General features: G+C 56.7%; 12 protein-coding genes. 3 read left to right on the forward strand and 9 right to left on the reverse strand.

The genetic code is table 11. The annotated features are described in order from the left end of the window. Window positions 1–48: 48 nt before the first annotated feature. The 6 genes from ACQKPC_RS12075 to msuE all read right to left on the reverse strand — a co-directional run bounded on the left by ACQKPC_RS12075 (window position 49) and on the right by msuE (window position 5,774). Window positions 49–1,116: a branched-chain amino acid ABC transporter permease gene (locus ACQKPC_RS12075; protein WP_218395871.1), complete on the reverse strand. Its 1,068-nt coding sequence runs from the start codon at window positions 1,114–1,116 to the stop codon at window positions 49–51. A gap of 11 nt (window positions 1,117–1,127) precedes the next feature. Continuing rightward, on the reverse strand, window positions 1,128–2,009 hold the full coding sequence (locus tag ACQKPC_RS12080) for a branched-chain amino acid ABC transporter permease (RefSeq protein WP_427624752.1): 882 nt from the start codon (window positions 2,007–2,009) through the stop codon (window positions 1,128–1,130). Window positions 2,010–2,078: 69 nt separating this feature from the next. Beyond that, window positions 2,079–2,870, reverse strand: coding sequence for an ABC transporter ATP-binding protein (locus ACQKPC_RS12085; RefSeq protein ID WP_427624754.1), 792 nt, complete (start codon window positions 2,868–2,870; stop codon window positions 2,079–2,081). Between the two features lie 14 nt (window positions 2,871–2,884). Continuing rightward, entirely contained in the window at window positions 2,885–4,048 is a 1,164-nt protein-coding gene (locus tag ACQKPC_RS12090) for an AMP-binding protein (RefSeq protein WP_427624755.1), read from the reverse strand. Window positions 4,049–4,063: 15 nt separating this feature from the next. Beyond that, complete coding sequence (gene sfnG / locus ACQKPC_RS12095) at window positions 4,064–5,164, reverse strand: dimethylsulfone monooxygenase SfnG (protein WP_427624756.1); 1,101 nt, start codon at window positions 5,162–5,164, stop codon at window positions 4,064–4,066. A 46-nt stretch (window positions 5,165–5,210) separates the two neighbouring features. Further along, window positions 5,211–5,774 (reverse strand): FMN reductase, encoded by a 564-nt coding sequence (msuE, locus tag ACQKPC_RS12100; protein ID WP_008073822.1) that lies wholly within the window; start codon window positions 5,772–5,774, stop codon window positions 5,211–5,213. Between the two features lie 392 nt (window positions 5,775–6,166). Here msuE and ACQKPC_RS12105 point away from each other — a divergent pair, with 392 nt between their 5' ends. After that, window positions 6,167–7,405 (forward strand): acyl-CoA dehydrogenase family protein, encoded by a 1,239-nt coding sequence (locus ACQKPC_RS12105; protein ID WP_427624757.1) that lies wholly within the window; start codon window positions 6,167–6,169, stop codon window positions 7,403–7,405. 444 nt (window positions 7,406–7,849) lie between these two features. On the opposite strand, the gene ACQKPC_RS12110 is transcribed toward ACQKPC_RS12105, so the two are convergent. The 3 genes from ACQKPC_RS12110 to ACQKPC_RS12120 form a co-directional block, all read right to left on the reverse strand. Further along, on the reverse strand, window positions 7,850–9,076 hold the full coding sequence (locus ACQKPC_RS12110) for a maltoporin (protein ID WP_427624759.1): 1,227 nt from the start codon (window positions 9,074–9,076) through the stop codon (window positions 7,850–7,852). A 231-nt stretch (window positions 9,077–9,307) separates the two neighbouring features. Beyond that, entirely contained in the window at window positions 9,308–10,972 is a 1,665-nt protein-coding gene (gene pgi / locus ACQKPC_RS12115) for a glucose-6-phosphate isomerase (protein WP_427624760.1), read from the reverse strand. 413 nt (window positions 10,973–11,385) lie between these two features. Next, window positions 11,386–12,396, reverse strand: coding sequence for a LacI family DNA-binding transcriptional regulator (locus ACQKPC_RS12120; RefSeq protein WP_427624761.1), 1,011 nt, complete (start codon window positions 12,394–12,396; stop codon window positions 11,386–11,388). A gap of 517 nt (window positions 12,397–12,913) precedes the next feature. Between ACQKPC_RS12120 and ACQKPC_RS12125 the strand changes: the two genes are divergently transcribed. Continuing rightward, the gene (locus ACQKPC_RS12125) at window positions 12,914–14,473 is read left to right on the forward strand and encodes a sugar ABC transporter ATP-binding protein (protein WP_401171164.1); all 1,560 of its coding nucleotides are present in this window, start codon (window positions 12,914–12,916) and stop codon (window positions 14,471–14,473) included. Then, complete coding sequence (locus ACQKPC_RS12130; protein ID WP_218395888.1) at window positions 14,470–15,492, forward strand: ABC transporter permease subunit; 1,023 nt, start codon at window positions 14,470–14,472, stop codon at window positions 15,490–15,492. Before ACQKPC_RS12125 ends, ACQKPC_RS12130 begins: the two co-directional genes overlap by 4 nt. The last annotated feature ends 3 nt before the right edge of the window (window positions 15,493–15,495 follow it).

Here is a 15,495-nt window from a genome sequence, read left to right on the forward strand (position 1 = left end):
AGGGTCAACCAAAGGGATTCAGAGCAATCGGCACTTACGCCGAGTCGCTCAGTAGCGCAGCGGCCACAACCGAGCGCGCTCGCGGAACTTCTGCCAGAGGCGCGCCAGGCCCTCCGGCTCCTTGATCAGGAACACAATGATCAGGGCGCCAAATACCATCTTCTGCAGGTTTTCTATCTGTCCGGCATCGATCAGCCCGGCCGGCAACAAGGCCACCAGGTTCGACAGCAGCACCGGAAACAACACGATGAACGCCGCGCCGAGGAAGTTGCCGAGGATGCTGCCCAGGCCGCCGATAATGATGATAAAGAGGATCTGGAAAGATCGATTCAGGTCAAAACCGTGGGGCTCCACGGTCCCCAGGTAGGTGAAGGCCCAAAGCGCCCCGGCCACCCCGAGAAAGAACCCGCTGATGGCAAACGCCAGCAGCTTTGTCTTGAACAACGCAATGCCCATCACCGCAGCAGCGGTGTCCATGTCACGCACCGCCATCCAGTTACGCCCTAGCTCGCTGCGCACCAGGTTCTTGCCCAGCCAGAACAACGCCACCACCACGCCCAGAGTCAGCAGGTAACGCCCCACCGGCGAGTTCAGATCCACACCAAGAATCTCCAGGCGCGGTGCGCTGATCACCCCCGAAGCGCTGTTATTGGAAAACCAGCTGAAGCGGGTCAGCGCCCAGGTCACAAAAAACTGCGCGGCGAGGGTCGACACCAGCAGATAGAAACCCTTGATCCGCAGGCTGGGCAGACCGAACAGCACCGCCACCAGCGCTGCCACTCCCCCGCCCAGGGCCATGCTGAACAACAACGGCGAGCCCGGCACCCGCAGCTCAACGTTGTAAGTGGCAAAGGCGCCCACCGCCATGAAGGCCGCCGAGCCCAGCGACAACTGCCCGGCGTAGCCGGTCAGCAGGTTCAGCCCCAACCCGGCCAGTGACAGCACCAGAAACGGAATCAGAATGGCGCTGAACCAATAGTCGTTACCCAGATACGGCACACCGACAAAGGCCAACAGCAGCAAGCCGACCAAGCCGTAACGGTCCTGGCGCAGGCAAAATACCCGGCGGTCCTGGGCATAGCGAGTACTGAACTGACCGGCTTCCTGATAAAACATCACGCCTCTCCTTAAACCCGCTCGATTGCGCGTTCACCAAATAACCCGGCCGGCCGCACCAGCAGGAACAGCAACGCCAGCACATAGGGAAACCAGTTCTCGATACCACCGCCGATGACGGGGCCCAGGTATACCTCGGCCAGCTTCTCCGAGGCGCCGATGATCAACCCGCCGACAATCGCGCCACTGATCGAGGTAAAGCCGCCGATGATCAGCACCGGCAAGGCCTTGAGCACCACCAGCGACAGCGAAAACTGCACCCCCAGCCGCGCGCCCCAGAGCAGGCCGGCCACCAGACCGACAAACCCGGCCACCGCCCACACCAACACCCAGACCCGTTGCAGACGGATGCCCACGGCCAACGCCGCCAGCGGGTCATCGGCCACGGCACGCAACGACAAACCGATACGGGTTTTGTTAAACAGCAGCGAAAGTGCCAACACCAGCAACGCGGCAGTCACGGCTGCAAAAATGTCGAACGGCGACAGCAGCATGCCGCCCAGTTCCAGGGGCTCGTCACTGATGCCCAGTTCCAGGCCATGTACCTGGGCGCCCCACAGCACTTGGGCGAACCCTTCGATCACGTAGGACAAGCCGAGGGTCGCCATGAACAAGGTGATCGGTGAACGGTTGACCAGAGGGCGCAACACCACCCGCTCCACCGCCACCGCCAGCAGCACCATCGCCGCCAGGCTGATGACAAACGCCAGCCAAAACGCCACCCCGCGCTCCAGCAGGCTGACAAAGGTCAGCGCCGAAAACAGCACCATCGCGCCCTGGGCGAAGTTGAAGACGCCGGACGCCTTGTAGATCAGAACAAAACCGATGGCCACCAGGGCGTACATCACCCCGGCCAACAGCCCGCCGATCAGCACCTCGAAGAAAAATTCCATGAGCCTTCCTGTTTTGCGGGCAAAGAGTCCCCTGCCACCCGATAGCTGGCGGCGCTGTCGACTCGGGGGTTAGTGGCGCGTGCCGAGATAAGCGGCAATCACCTCGGGGTTTTGCCGCACCTCATCGGGCGGGCCGTCGCCGATCTTGAGGCCGTAGTCGAGCACCACAACGTGATCGCTAATGCCCATGACCACGCCAATGTCGTGCTCGATCAACACCACGGTGGTACCCAGCTCACGGTTGATGTCGACGATGAACCGGCTCATCTGCTGCTTCTCTTCGGCGTTCATCCCGGCCATCGGTTCGTCCAGCAACAGCAAGCGCGGTTCGGAGGCCAGGGCACGGGCCAGTTCCACCCGTTTCTGCAAGCCATAGGGCAGCTTGCCGACAAGGGTGTCGCGCCACTGTTGGATGTGCAGAAAATCGATGACCCGTTCGGCCGCCTCCCGCTGGCGGTCGTCTTCGCCCGCAGCGCGGCCGATGCGCAGGGCCTGCTCAATCCAGCTGCTGCGACGCTTGAGGTTGCGTCCGGTGAGCACGTTGTCGAGCACACTCATACCCTTGAACAAGGCGATGTTCTGAAAGGTGCGGGCAATGCCGCGCACCGCCGCATCATGCGGGCGCATGCGCCGGTGCTCTTCTCCGGCAAAGCGGATACGTCCTTGCTGGGCCTGGTACACGCCGTTGATCACATTCAGCAGTGAGCTTTTGCCCGCGCCATTGGGGCCGATCAAGGCGCAAATCTCCCCGGCGGCCACGGCAAAGCTGATGTCGGTCACCGCCTTGACGCCCTTGAACGACAAGCCAATGTTTTCCAGCACTAGCAGATGTTCAACCTTTGTCGCCTGTGTTTGTGCCATGAATCATGTCCTTGTCAGGCCGGTTGCGTGCTGTCTTCGATCCAGCCGTTGACCAGCGGAGCTGGCCACGGCGCGGGGCGGTGCCACTGTGCCGGATCCGGCCAGGTGCGTACCTCAATAGCCAACGCCTGGAAAAACGCCAGGGCTGGCGGTGCAAGTGCCTCGCCCACCAGCAACGGCGCACGGGTACGAGAAAAGCCGAGGACATCGCGCAACGGCCGGCGGATCAGCCAGTACCCCAGGTGCCGTTGCAGCGCACCGGGTGGCGCCACCAGCGCCCAATCCACCAGACGCCGGCGCCAACTGCCTGGCTCCGGCAAGCGGGCCAGGACCTGGGTATGCAGGCGCTCGTAGGTTTCCCGGGTGCCGGCCACCAGCGTCGGGCCCAGCTCGCGCCGGTCCTGATCGCGGGTCTCCAGATTTTCCGGAAAATTCAGGCGAAAGCCGGCAATCAACCAAGGCGCCAGCAAATAACGCGCTTGACCACCCGCGGCAAACGCTCGCGCCGCCAGGGCTTCTTCCTGCCGCCCCAGCTGCTCGCCGTGCACCAGGCGCCGGCCTTCCTGTAGCAACTCGGCGTGGCTGATGCGCTGCTGCTCGAGGCGCTGCACCGCGTCCAAACGATAGAAAGCAAAGGCTGTGCGCTCGGCGCGGGCCTGGGGCTCCAGCCGGTGATCGCTGCCTTGCTGCTGCAGATGTGCGAACGCCAGGGTGTCACCGGCCTGACTCACCTCAGCCAGGCCGCGGCCGTCGGCGTAAATCAGCAGCCTGGGCGCCAGTCCGGCGGCGCGCAGGCGCTGAATCTCCTCATGACCTTCAGCGAACACCCATTCCCTGTGCAGCTCACGTAGCAGCGGCACCTGAGCGGCCGCAGCTTCCAGCGGATCCAACAGCGCGGCCACGCCGCCCAACCACTGTGCCGCCAGGGCAGCGATCAATGCCTCCGGCCGCGGGCGGCTGACAATCACCAAAGTCGCACCAGGCACAAAACCACGCGCCTGCAAGGCTGTGGACAGGCGTTGAACCTCAGTGGCCAGTTGGCGCCAGGTAAGCACCTGCCACACCCCCAGGCGCTTATGGCGCAGGGCGATGCCCGTCCCTTGCTGACGTGCCTGATGTTGCAGCCACTGCGGCAAGGTACCCGCGACGGGTTGCGGGTTATCGATGAATGTCGGCATGACCTTTCCCGTCCCTTACACCAGTGCCGCAGCTTTGGTCGCCACAGCCTTGCGCTCCAGCTCACGCACCAGCGGCAACACCTTGCGGCCGAAGTACTCCACCTCCTCCTGAAAGTGCAGGAAGCCACTGAGCACCAGGTCCACGCCCACCGCCTTGAGTGCGACGATACGTTCGGCAATCTGCTGAGGTGTACCGATCAGGTTGGTCTTGAAACCATCGTTGTACTGCACCAAGTCTTCGAAGGTGGACTTGGCCCAGTTGCCTTCGCCTTCCGGGCTGGAGGCACCGGCGTTCTTCGCCTCGCTGCCGAAACCGTTGACCGCCTCGGGGTCGGCTTTGGCGATAATTTCCTGCAACACCGCGCGGGCCTCAGCCTCGGTTTCACGGGCGATGACAAAGGCGTTCACCCCAACTTTCACCGAGTGACCATTGATCGCGGCCTTGGCCCGAATGTCGTCGACCTGGGCCTTGATGCCTTCGACAGTGTTGCCGTTGGTGAAGTACCAATCGGAGACCCGCGAAGCCATGTCCCGCGCCGCGCGCGAGCTGCCGCCCTGGAAGATTTCCGGGTGCGGTTGCTGCAGTGGCTTGGGTTTGAGGGTGTAGTCGTGGAAGCGGTAGAAATCGCCATGAAAACTGAAGTTGTCCTGGGTCCAGATGCCCTTCAGCGCCTGGATGAATTCTTCCGAGCGACGATAGCGCTCATCGTGGTCCAGCCATGGCTCGCCAATGGCGCGGAATTCGCCCTTGAACCAGCCCGACACGATATTCACCGCGACGCGACCGTTGGTGAACTGGTCGATGGTGGCCAGCTGTTTGGCCGCCAGCACCGGACTCCATGGGCCAGGCAGGATGGCCGCGATCACCTTGAGCTTCTCGGTGGCGGCCAACAGTGCGTGGCTGATGGTCACCGATTCGTGTTGGTTTTCGGCGCCATAACCGGCAGTGAAGCGGATCTGTGACAAAGCGTATTCGAAGCCGGCCTTTTCGGCGATTTGCGCCAGCTTGCGGTTGTAATCGATGTCCCAGCTAGTGCGCTGTTCGATCTTGCTGACCACAAGGCCGCCGCTGACGTTGGGAACCCAGTAGGCAAACTTGATGTTGTTCTGGCTCATTGCATGTACTCCATTGATTCGTTGAAATGAGGGTTGACCCGGGACGTCAGGCTGCGCTGGTGTCCGGTTGAACAGTCGGATTGAGGCTCAGTACCGCCGACTCGACAGCGCGCTCGATGCGTTCGAGCAACTGCGGGCTGGTGATCTGGTAATCGGTGAAATCGGCTTCGGCGGCATACACACCGATGGGCAAGCTCAGGGCCTGGAAAAAGCCGAACAGCGGGCGCAACTGGTGATCGATGATCAGGGCGTGACGGTCCGAGCCACCGGTGGCGGCCAGCAACACCGGCACGTTGTTCAACGCCTGGTGATGGACGAAATCGAACAGGTGCTTGAACAGTCCAGTGTACGAGGCGCGGTATACCGGGCTGGCAGCAATCAGCAGGTTGGCCGTTTCAATGGCCTGCAGATCGGCCTCGACCGCAGCGGGCAAGTCTTCACGGCGCAGCACCCCGGCAAACTGCGGGCCGACCTCGGACAACTCGATCAGGTGCAGTTCGATCGGCAGTTGTTGCGCAAGACCGGCGATCAGCGCCTTGAGCAACACCAGGGTGCGCGTAGGCCGCTGCACGCTCCCGGATACCGCGACCACTTTCAGTGTATTGCCCATTGCCCGTCCTCGTGGTGGCAGAGGCCACCGCGGCACCTGCACAAGGACTAGAGCAGCAACCGTGCCACTTCAATAATTCAATATAAATCAATTAGTTATACAGTTTTCGTAAAACGCCGCAGTGTCGTCCAACGGACAGGCTGTTGATCAACTGTTGCGCTCACAACAGTTGTCTCGTGGCGTTTGGCACGAAGTCCCGCCCGGGCCGCTGTTGTCGGGCGGTCAGCGCTTCAACAAGTTGCCCGGCAGGCGACAGGAGTGAGCGCCGTCGACACCCCGCACGCCCTGTAAAACGGCTTTTTACAGCGCCAGGCACGACCTGTGCACTGACAGCAGTACGCAGCAGATCGACCGCTCTGTTGCTTCTCTTGCCTTCCATAAGGAGCTGCACCATGACAGTCCAGCAACAACACCTGCCACACCCCCTCTCCACCGGTACCGACTACCTGGCCCTGGCCGAGCGCTTCCGGCCGATCTTTGCACTCATCGCCGCCGGCGCACTGGAGCGCGAGCAAAGCCGCAGCCTGCCCTTTGAACAAGTGAAATGGCTGAAGGAAGCCGGCTTTGGCGCCGTGCGTGTGCCGATCCAGTACGGTGGCGCCGGCGCTTCCCTGCCCCAGCTGTTTGAGTTACTGATCGAATTGGCCGAAGCGGACTCCAATTTGCCACAGGCGTTGCGCGGTCACTTTGCCTTTGTCGAAGACCGCCTCAATGCCCAGGCTGACGCACCACAGGACACCTGGTTCAAGCGTTTTGTCGAGGGTGATCTGGTGGGCAATGCCTGGACCGAAATCGGCAGCGTCAAGATCGGCCAGGTCGGCACTCGCGTCTCGCGTCTGGGCGAACACTGGGTAGTCAACGGCACCAAGTACTACAGCACCGGTAGCATCTTCGCCGATTGGATCGACCTCTATGCCCAGCGCGATGACAACGGTGCCGACGTGATTGCCGCCGTCCGCGTGCAACAACCGGGCATCTCGCAGAGTGACGATTGGGATGGCTTTGGCCAGCGCACCACCGGTAGCGGCACCTCGGTATTCGAAAACGCCGTGGTGGAGCCTGAAAACCTGCTCGACTTCGCCACCCGCTTCAAGTACCAGACGGCCTTCTATCAACTGGTGCTGTTGGCGGTTCAGACCGGTGCCGGCCGTGCCGCGGTGCACGACATCACGGAAGAAGTGCGCAAGCGCACGCGCATCTTCAGCACCGGCAATGCCAGCCACGTCAGCCAGGACGTCCAGGTGCAGCAAGTGGTGGGCAAGGCATCGGCGCAGGTCTACGCCGCACACGCCACCACCCTGCGCGCGGCGACCGCCTTGCAGGTGGCGTACGAAAGCCGCTTTGCCCATGACGAAGTCGCCGAACGCGAGGCCAACATCGCCGCCGAACTGGAATCGGCCCAGGCCCAAGTGGTGATCGCCGACCTTGTGCTGCGCGCCACCAGTGACCTGTTCAACGCCCTCAGCGCCTCGGCCACCAGCACCGGCAAGGCCTTCGATCGTCACTGGCGCAACGCCCGCACCGCGGCCTCGCACAACCCCCTCATCTACAAGGAACGCATTATCGGCGACTGGGAAATCAACAGCACCGAACCGCCCTACGTCTGGCAGATCGGCGCTGGATCGAAGTAAGCCGACATCACGCCCCAGCACCTGCACCTGATCGGCCAGCGACGAAGCACGGGCCAGCAACGCGTCTGGCCCCTGGCTCGTCGCTACGCCCAGGAACCAACGTCCCTGGGCGCGGCTCTGGATACGCTCGATACCGCCATGCAACAAGCTGACCTGCCCACCCAGTGCCTGGCCGACGGCAAGCGCACTCTCAAAGAGACGGGTGCGCATTTCGTATATTTCCATCTAACGCAACGCCCTATTTCACATTCCAACTCGAATAGGATTTCAATGTTCGAGCGACTATGGTGCTGAACGTCACAACGTTCAGCACCATCTGACTCGCTCACTTCCTCTCGCGGTTCACCACTCCCTTCCTGTTTGAGAGGAAGCGTTGGATTGCCCTCGCTATCCGCAGTTGTTGAAGCAGATCCAGGCTGATTGTCAGCCCTGTCATTTCAGGATTTATTTCCACCAATACTCGATCTGAACACCTACGTTGGAGCCTTGCAGGTCTGTACCAAACGCACCGGTATCAGACAACGCCGATCCCGGAGATTGCAAGCTGGCGGCGCGTTGCGCAGCCTTGTTCCAGGTAGCGTAGGTGTAATACAGACGAAATTCCGGCCTGTCCCAGAATCCCGGGCCCTTCGGTGACCAGGTAGGCGCGATGGTGTACTTAGTGAGTTTTCGGGTACCGTCTGCAGCTTCAACCTGGTCGCGCCCAACTTCGGTGATCAACTTGAACTGGTCCGTGAACGCATAAATTGGCCGAACACCAATGGATAACCAGTTCTGATCATCACCATCAGGGCGCGTGTCTTTTTGATAGACCAATTCAACTTGACCACTAAAAGCATGAGTCATTTGCCAGTCGAAAAACTCCACGAGCCGCCAGCTCTTGTTGCTCTCATCCAACGTGGTATCACCGGTGTAGCCCAATGCGGTGCCCGGCCCTCGGCCGTATTGAACAGCGAACTTGTTGACTCCGCCAAGAAACGCGACCTGCTTGTGCTGGGCAACCACCGACCAGCCCTGATGAGCATTCTCGCGGCTCGGCTTGTCCAGATAACTGACGCCCAGTTGAACCTCGCCACCGGGATTTGTGTTGAATCCACTGACGGTCACATCATGACGGGTAACAAAATCCTTTTGGAAGACGTTGTCCTTGCGTGAGAACACGTAGCTGTATTTCAGATCTCCCAATGCGACCTGGTCGAACCCAAAGCCTGTTGAGCTTTGGTTCCAGTAGAAGTAGTCGGAAATATTGATGTCGTTTCGGTTGTAGTAACGACGGCCCGCCCAGAAAGAACCGCCATTCAATGCCGGCATCTTGCTCCACTCAGCGTAGAGCTGACTCATCCGCGTATAGCCGTGCTCCCCGTCAAATTTTGGTTCATGGCCATACTCGTTATAAAACTGTGCCATGCCTTCCACGCTGACCACCGAGCCGTCGTCCAGTGAAAGCAGATCCTGGCGCAAATCCAGCTCCAGATATTGCTCACATTCGTTGCCAAGACGGTATTTGGATTGCGCGCCCGGTAGCTGAAAACACGACTGTTTCCCTTCTTGAGTCGAATCTCCAACTCCGGTTCTGAAATAACCACTGAAGTCTGTTGAATACGCGTCAACGGGCAAAAAGCCGACAGCAAAGGACGCACCCAGAACTGCGCTGAGAGTTTTAACGTTCATTCATAACACCTTTTGTTTGTTATATTTATTGGATAAGGCCGACGCGAACAGCACGCTTTTAATCAAAGTACGCGGTTAACTCCCACGCACCGGTTTTCGAAAGGGAAATACCAAGTTAAATCGAATAGAAAAGGCACCGCTGAACCAATGAGAAGAATCCAGGCATTGCCGGCGCAAAGTGACCAGACGAGCTAACGATAAGGCATTAGTCCCGTCCAATCTTATGAGGCTCTACCCCCGATGACGTCCTCGGAAGAAATCTATAAGACCCTGCGTCGAGGAATCATCAGCCGGTTGCGCGTCATAGCGAGTCAGGAGGCTATGGACGTTGTTACTTAGCTCCTTGCCCAGTTCCACGCCCCATTGATCAAACGAATTGACTCCCCAAATTACGCCCTGGACAAAGACCTTGTGCTCATAAAGGGCGATCAGCGCACCAAGGCTATGTGGATTGATGATCTCAAGAGCAACTGTATTGCTTGGCCGGTTACCGGGGATCACTTTATGCGGTGCCAGTCGTTCAATCTCACTGGATGAAAGGCCTTTGGCTTTTAGCTCTGCCTCAGCTTCATTGCGGGTTTTGCCCCACATCAGCGCTTGGCTTTGAGACAAGCAATTGGCATACAGCCATTCCTGATGATCAGCCACTGGATTGTGGCTGACCACAGGCACAATGAAGTCAGCTGGAATCAGAGGCGTTCCCTGATGCAGCAACTGGTGGTAAGCGTGCTGTCCGTTACACCCCACGCCGCCCCAGATTACCGGGCCCGTGGTGCAAGACACTGACGTGCCATCATGACGAACACTTTTGCCATTTGACTCCATGTCCATCTGCTGCAGATGCTTAACGAAGTTGCGCAGGTAATGGTCATAGGGCAAGAAAGCATAGCTTTGCGCCCCCCAAAAATTGTGATACCAAACGCCGAGTACCGCTAAAAGAACAGGAAGGTTCTGTTCCAATGGTTCGTTCAGGAAATGCTGATCCATAGCGTACGCGCCGGATAGCAGTTCCTTGAAGTTAGCGATGCCAATGGCCAGCGCAATCGGCAGGCCAATTGCAGACCATAGTGAGTAACGGCCACCGACCCAGTCCCACATAGGAAAAATGTTTGCTTCACGGATGCCGAAATCCAGCGCTGCCTGGCGATTACTGGTCACAGCAATGAAATGGCGATATAGCTTCTCTTCCGTCCCGCCCTTAGCCAAGTACCAGCTACGAGAAGCTTGTGCATTCTTCAAGGTTTCAAGAGTACCGAAGGTTTTGCTGGAGATGATGAACAGCGTTGTTTCTACGTTCAGTCCGGCTGTAACCTCTCGGAACTCACTGCCGTCGATATTGGCTAGATAATGGCACCGCACCCCATGCCGAGCAAAAGGCGCCAGCGCCTCAGAGACAAGCTCCGGGCCCAGAAATGAGCCACCAATACCAATGTTTACGACATCGGTGATGACCTTGTCGTTGTAACCACGCCACAGATGGTTATGGATACGACTCACAACGTCAGTCATCTGCGCCAGGGCTCCATGCACATCGCGCATCAAGTTGCGACCATCGACCATCAAAGCGTCCCCCACTGGTCGCCGCAGCGCCGTATGCAGCACTGGGCGCCCTTCGGAGCAGTTGATTTTCTCTCCACTGAACATGGCACGCGCGGCCTGTTCCACGCCTGCCTCGCGAGCAAGGTTTACAAGCAATGAACGCGTTTCGTGAGTGATGAGGTTTTTGGAGTAATCCAAAAAAAGCCCGCAGCCCGCCAAGGAAAAATCTTGAAAGCGTTTACTGTTATCTCGAAAGGCATCGCGCATACTAAAATTTTTCATGCTCTCCCGATGGTCGAGCAGATTGCGCCATGCCGGCAGTGCAGTCACATCATTCGTTTTGTTGTAGTTATTCATGCTCAGCCCTTCTTCGCCAATACGGCTTGTGCCGTCTCAATCAACTCTTTTCTTGCCATTCAAATGTGGGCGTTTTGTAATTCTGCAAACGCAGAAGCGCCATCACAGGAATAAGCCCTGCATTGTGCAGTTACGACCAATTATCGGATTTACTCCCGCGAGGGCCAGCGTTCTCCATCGCGATTCAAATAAATGTCTATCTCTATAACGAAGTCATTGAAGCCTGAAGAAAACAAAACCGAACGCGGGGCACTCAAGCAGAAAACACTGCAAACATGCATATCCGTGCACGACAAGTGGAAACCAGGTGCCAGTCATTTAGTTTGAAAATTATCCAGACGGCGAGACGTGGACAAGCATCAAATAATTCACGTCTGCACCGCTAGATCCTCAGGACGAAACCCTGAGTACAGTCATTTTGAAGCGCCGCAAGAATCTCGCTGGATTAAAGAGGGTTTCAATCTAATAGTCTGACGTCTACCCTCAGGTTGCTTGATACGCTTCAATAAAAGCTTCACAGCCTGGGCTCCGAGCTCCTCGAGAGGTTGCGCTACAACTGTCAGTCTTGGGCTAAAAGCATCCGCCCAGTCGAAATCGTCAAAGCCAACCAGCGCGATATCCTTTGGCACCTCAAGCCCCGCTTCACGAAGAGCCTGCATTGCACCAATGGTCATCAAGTTGTTTGCAGTCATTATTGCGGTGGGCGGGTGCTCTAGCGATAGCAAACGGCGCGTGGCTTCCATTGCCGGCGCAATCGCCGATTCACCACAGCAAACCAATTGATCTTCGTACTCAATTCCAGCGTCAGCTAAAGCCGCACGGTAACCGTCAATTCGCTCATGAGAAGAAGACTGAGTCAATCGTCCGGATACCATCCCGATACGCCGATGACCCAGCTTAATCAAATGTGCAATCAACTCTTGAGAGGAGTGCTTATTCTCTACCCCCACCTGATCAAAAGACGTCGAGAGAAGTCGATCGATGAGAACCGTGGGTATCTTGTTGGCTTTTAAGTAATTAAATACTCGATTTTCTGGATCATATTCCGAAGCGAGTACAATCCCGTCAACACGTCGCTCATGCAGTGCCTTGACCGCTTTGAGTTCCTGTTCCGGATCCCTTTGCGTATTGACCAATATCATCATCAATCCGCTTTTCGCGCATGCCGCTTCGATGGCACGTACTGTTTCACTGAAGTAATAGTTTGAAAGCGTAGCAATCGCCACGCCGATAGCACCCGAACCCGAAGAGGAGCGAGCCAGAGACCGAGCGAGTGAGTTTCGAATATAGCCTACGGACTCTACAGCCTGATTCACACTACGGACGGTGTCAGGATGTACTTTACGAGTACCGTTGAGAACATGAGATACCGTAGACATTGATACGTTCGCGGCTCTCGCGACATCGCTCATCTTTGCACCCACTGTGCATCACTCCTTTCTCACGTGATTTGATGGATAGCGCTGAACTCATGTCCAGTTGCTACCTATTGTAAAGCTCACGGCGAGAAAATGCGTCGATGGCTCTCGGAATTGATGCCGGGGCGAGCCCGCAATTTCGTGAAAGACCCAGCGAGATGCGCAGCGCATCTGAAGTCTGTGAATCGAGATGGTGGAATCCGCTATGCAGCATAGCCGGGCACTCCTTTTTATTATCGTAGCGATCATCCTGCGAACCAATTGATGGACGCAGCAGCGCTTGTTGAAAAAAGCATAGCCGAGACGAAAGCGCTTGCGCAAGCGCTTTTCTAACATCCTTTTCATGTGCTCTTTGATCGGGGCTTCCCTAGGGGATGGACGTTGAAGTGCTTTTTGGAGAATTCCTAGAACGAAAAGGAAAGCGCTTGCGCAAGCGCTTTCCTTTCGACTATGTTGCTCAAACAAGAACACCGATGGGAGGTTTCAACTGCCTCTCAAATCGGTAGATAAGGAGTTAACAGCTATGCTGAGCACTGGATCTGAAAGCCCCCCTCCTGCCCTATTGGAAATGCATTCCATCTCGAAGTCATTCAATGGGGTGCGCGTCCTGCATGACATTGACCTCAGTATTTTCCCTGGACAAATCCACGCGCTAATGGGCGAAAACGGCGCCGGAAAATCCACTCTGATGAAAATACTATCGGGGGCCTATGTCGCCGACAGTGGCACTATACGAATCGACGGATGTGATATTCGAAACTATGGCGTGAACGATGCGAAGCGCCATGGCATATCCGTCATCTATCAAGAGCTCAGCTTGTGCGCAAATATGAGCGTGGTGGAGAACATCTACCTGGGTAGAGAGATTCGTCGATGTGGAGTTATAAACCGCAAGGCAATGACCGAAGGCGCGCTCGTAGTACTAAAGCGACTTGGCGTCACATTTGATCCGCACGCACTGGTCGGCACCTTGTCGATTGCGGACCAACAACTTGTTGAAATCGCGCGTGCAATTCATGCCGATACGCGAATCCTGGTGATGGACGAGCCTACAACGCCGCTATCCACAAAAGAGACCGAAAGCCTTTTTACATTGATTCGGCAGCTACGTGATGATGGCGTCGCGATCATCTATATCAGCCATCGAATGGCCGAGATATACGCATTGTCCGATTGTGTTTCGGTGCTCCGGGACGGTCGTTACGTTGGTTCGCTGGATCGCGTCACGCTGTCAGCTGAAACCCTGGTCCGGATGATGGTTGGCCGCGATGTTTCCGGCTTCTACGCCCATGAGCGTTCTTTGTGCTCTTACGAGCAACCGATACTACGTGTTCACAATCTTACAGATGACTTCAAAATTCAGGATTGCAGTTTCGATCTGTACGCCGGCGAAATTCTCGGGATTGCAGGACTGGTGGGTTCTGGAAGAACCGAACTTGCCCGATTAATCGCAGGCGTCGATGCGTACTCAGGCGGAAAGATTGAGATGGACGGCGAAGTTGTAGTCATACGCTCTCCTCGCGATGCAGGTAACGCAGGCATCGTCTATCTGACAGAAGACCGCAAAGCACTGGGCCTTTTTCTCGACATGAGTGTCCACGACAATATCAATGTATGTGTTGTGGGAAGTGATGCTCGATTTGCGGGGTTTGTGGACCGAACGGCCGGAACTGGACGTACCGAACAAGCAATCCAGGCACTCAATATCAAAGCGTCTTCAGATATCAATGTTGGAGCACTGTCCGGAGGTAACCAGCAAAAAGTTTTGTTGGCTCGTCTGCTGGAGATGAAGCCCAGAGTATTGTTCCTCGACGAGCCTACATCGGGTGTCGACATTGGGGCTAAATCAGAAATATATAAAATCATCAATGCATTAGCAGCATCCGGCGTTTGCGTAGTGATAATTTCAAGTGAACTACCAGAGATCGTTGGAATTGCCGACCGTGTATTGGTCATGTGTGAAGGTAAACTTGTCACCGAACTCGGTGGCCACAGCGGTCTTGATATCACACCTGAAGCCATTATCGCGTCTGCCACAGGCAGCGACAGGTTGACTCTAGCCAACGGAGACTTAGTCCAATGACTTCCCCACTGCAAAGCAAAGTAGCAAGTGACCTCACCACGCCTGGTGTACGAAGCATCGCCGGAGCTTCCACCCAGGATAAAATGCGCCAACTGATGAGAGTGGCGGGCATGCTGCCCGTACTGTTACTCCTTTGTGTGGGCTTTGGCCTGATGAGCGAGAGCTTTTTCTCGGTTCAGAATTTCTCGATCATCAGTCAGCAAGCCTCTATCAATGTGGTATTGGCGTCAGGTCTGACTTTTGTGATTTTGACCGGAGGAATCGACCTTTCGGTTGGTTCGATTCTGGCTGTTTCCGCAGTAGTGGCGCTATTGGTATCGCAAGTTCCGGGGTTTGCTCCCCTGGCCATCGCTGCGGGGCTTGGAGTCGGACTGCTACTAGGGCTCGTCAATGGTGTATTGGTCGCTTTTGGAAAGCTACCGGCATTTATCGTCACGCTAGGCGGATTGACTGCGATGCGTGGAATCGCACGCCTCATCGGCGAAGACAAAACGGTCTTCAATCCCGACCTGTCCTTTGCTTACATTGGAAACGATACGTTGTTCGGGGTGCCATGGCTGGTTGTAATCGCGGTAGTCGTGGTTACTCTTTCGTGGCTTATTCTTCGACGTACGGTGTTAGGCGTACAGATTTACGCAGTGGGCGGCAATCCTGAGGCCGCACGGTTGTCGGGAATCAAAGTCTGGAAAGTCCTGTTATTTGCTTATGCCCTATCCGGTTTGTTGGCGGGTGTGGGGGCTATCATGACTTCCGCTCGACTGATGGCTGCTAACGGACTGCAAATGGGACAGTCTTATGAACTCGACGCTATCGCCGCCGTTATTCTGGGAGGCACGCGCTTTACAGGAGGCGTCGGCACTATCGTCGGTACGCTAATTGGCGCCCTGATTATCGCTACACTTTCCAATGGCCTGATATTGCTGGGAGTTTCGGATATCTGGCAATACATTATCAAAGGTGTTGTCATCATCGGCGCGGTAGCCCTCGATCGCTTTCGGCAGTCAGGTGCACGAACCTGAATC

Source organism: Pseudomonas sp. NPDC089918 (assembly GCF_050280605.1).
Lineage (GTDB): Bacteria > Pseudomonadota > Gammaproteobacteria > Pseudomonadales > Pseudomonadaceae > Aquipseudomonas.

Coding starts and splice junctions, on each gene's coding strand:
- ACQKPC_RS12105 (WP_427624757.1), top strand. CDS start 6,167: ATGACAGTCCAGCAACAACACCTGCCACACCCCCTCTCCACCGGTACC.
- ACQKPC_RS12080 (WP_427624752.1), bottom strand. CDS start 2,009: ATGGAATTTTTCTTCGAGGTGCTGATCGGCGGGCTGTTGGCCGGGGTG.
- pgi (WP_427624760.1), bottom strand. CDS start 10,972: ATGAATAACTACAACAAAACGAATGATGTGACTGCACTGCCGGCATGG.
- sfnG (WP_427624756.1), bottom strand. CDS start 5,164: ATGAGCCAGAACAACATCAAGTTTGCCTACTGGGTTCCCAACGTCAGC.
- msuE (WP_008073822.1), bottom strand. CDS start 5,774: ATGGGCAATACACTGAAAGTGGTCGCGGTATCCGGGAGCGTGCAGCGG.
- ACQKPC_RS12075 (WP_218395871.1), bottom strand. CDS start 1,116: ATGTTTTATCAGGAAGCCGGTCAGTTCAGTACTCGCTATGCCCAGGAC.
- ACQKPC_RS12125 (WP_401171164.1), top strand. CDS start 12,914: ATGCTGAGCACTGGATCTGAAAGCCCCCCTCCTGCCCTATTGGAAATG.
- ACQKPC_RS12110 (WP_427624759.1), bottom strand. CDS start 9,076: ATGAACGTTAAAACTCTCAGCGCAGTTCTGGGTGCGTCCTTTGCTGTC.
- ACQKPC_RS12085 (WP_427624754.1), bottom strand. CDS start 2,870: ATGGCACAAACACAGGCGACAAAGGTTGAACATCTGCTAGTGCTGGAA.
- ACQKPC_RS12130 (WP_218395888.1), top strand. CDS start 14,470: ATGACTTCCCCACTGCAAAGCAAAGTAGCAAGTGACCTCACCACGCCT.
- ACQKPC_RS12090 (WP_427624755.1), bottom strand. CDS start 4,048: ATGCCGACATTCATCGATAACCCGCAACCCGTCGCGGGTACCTTGCCG.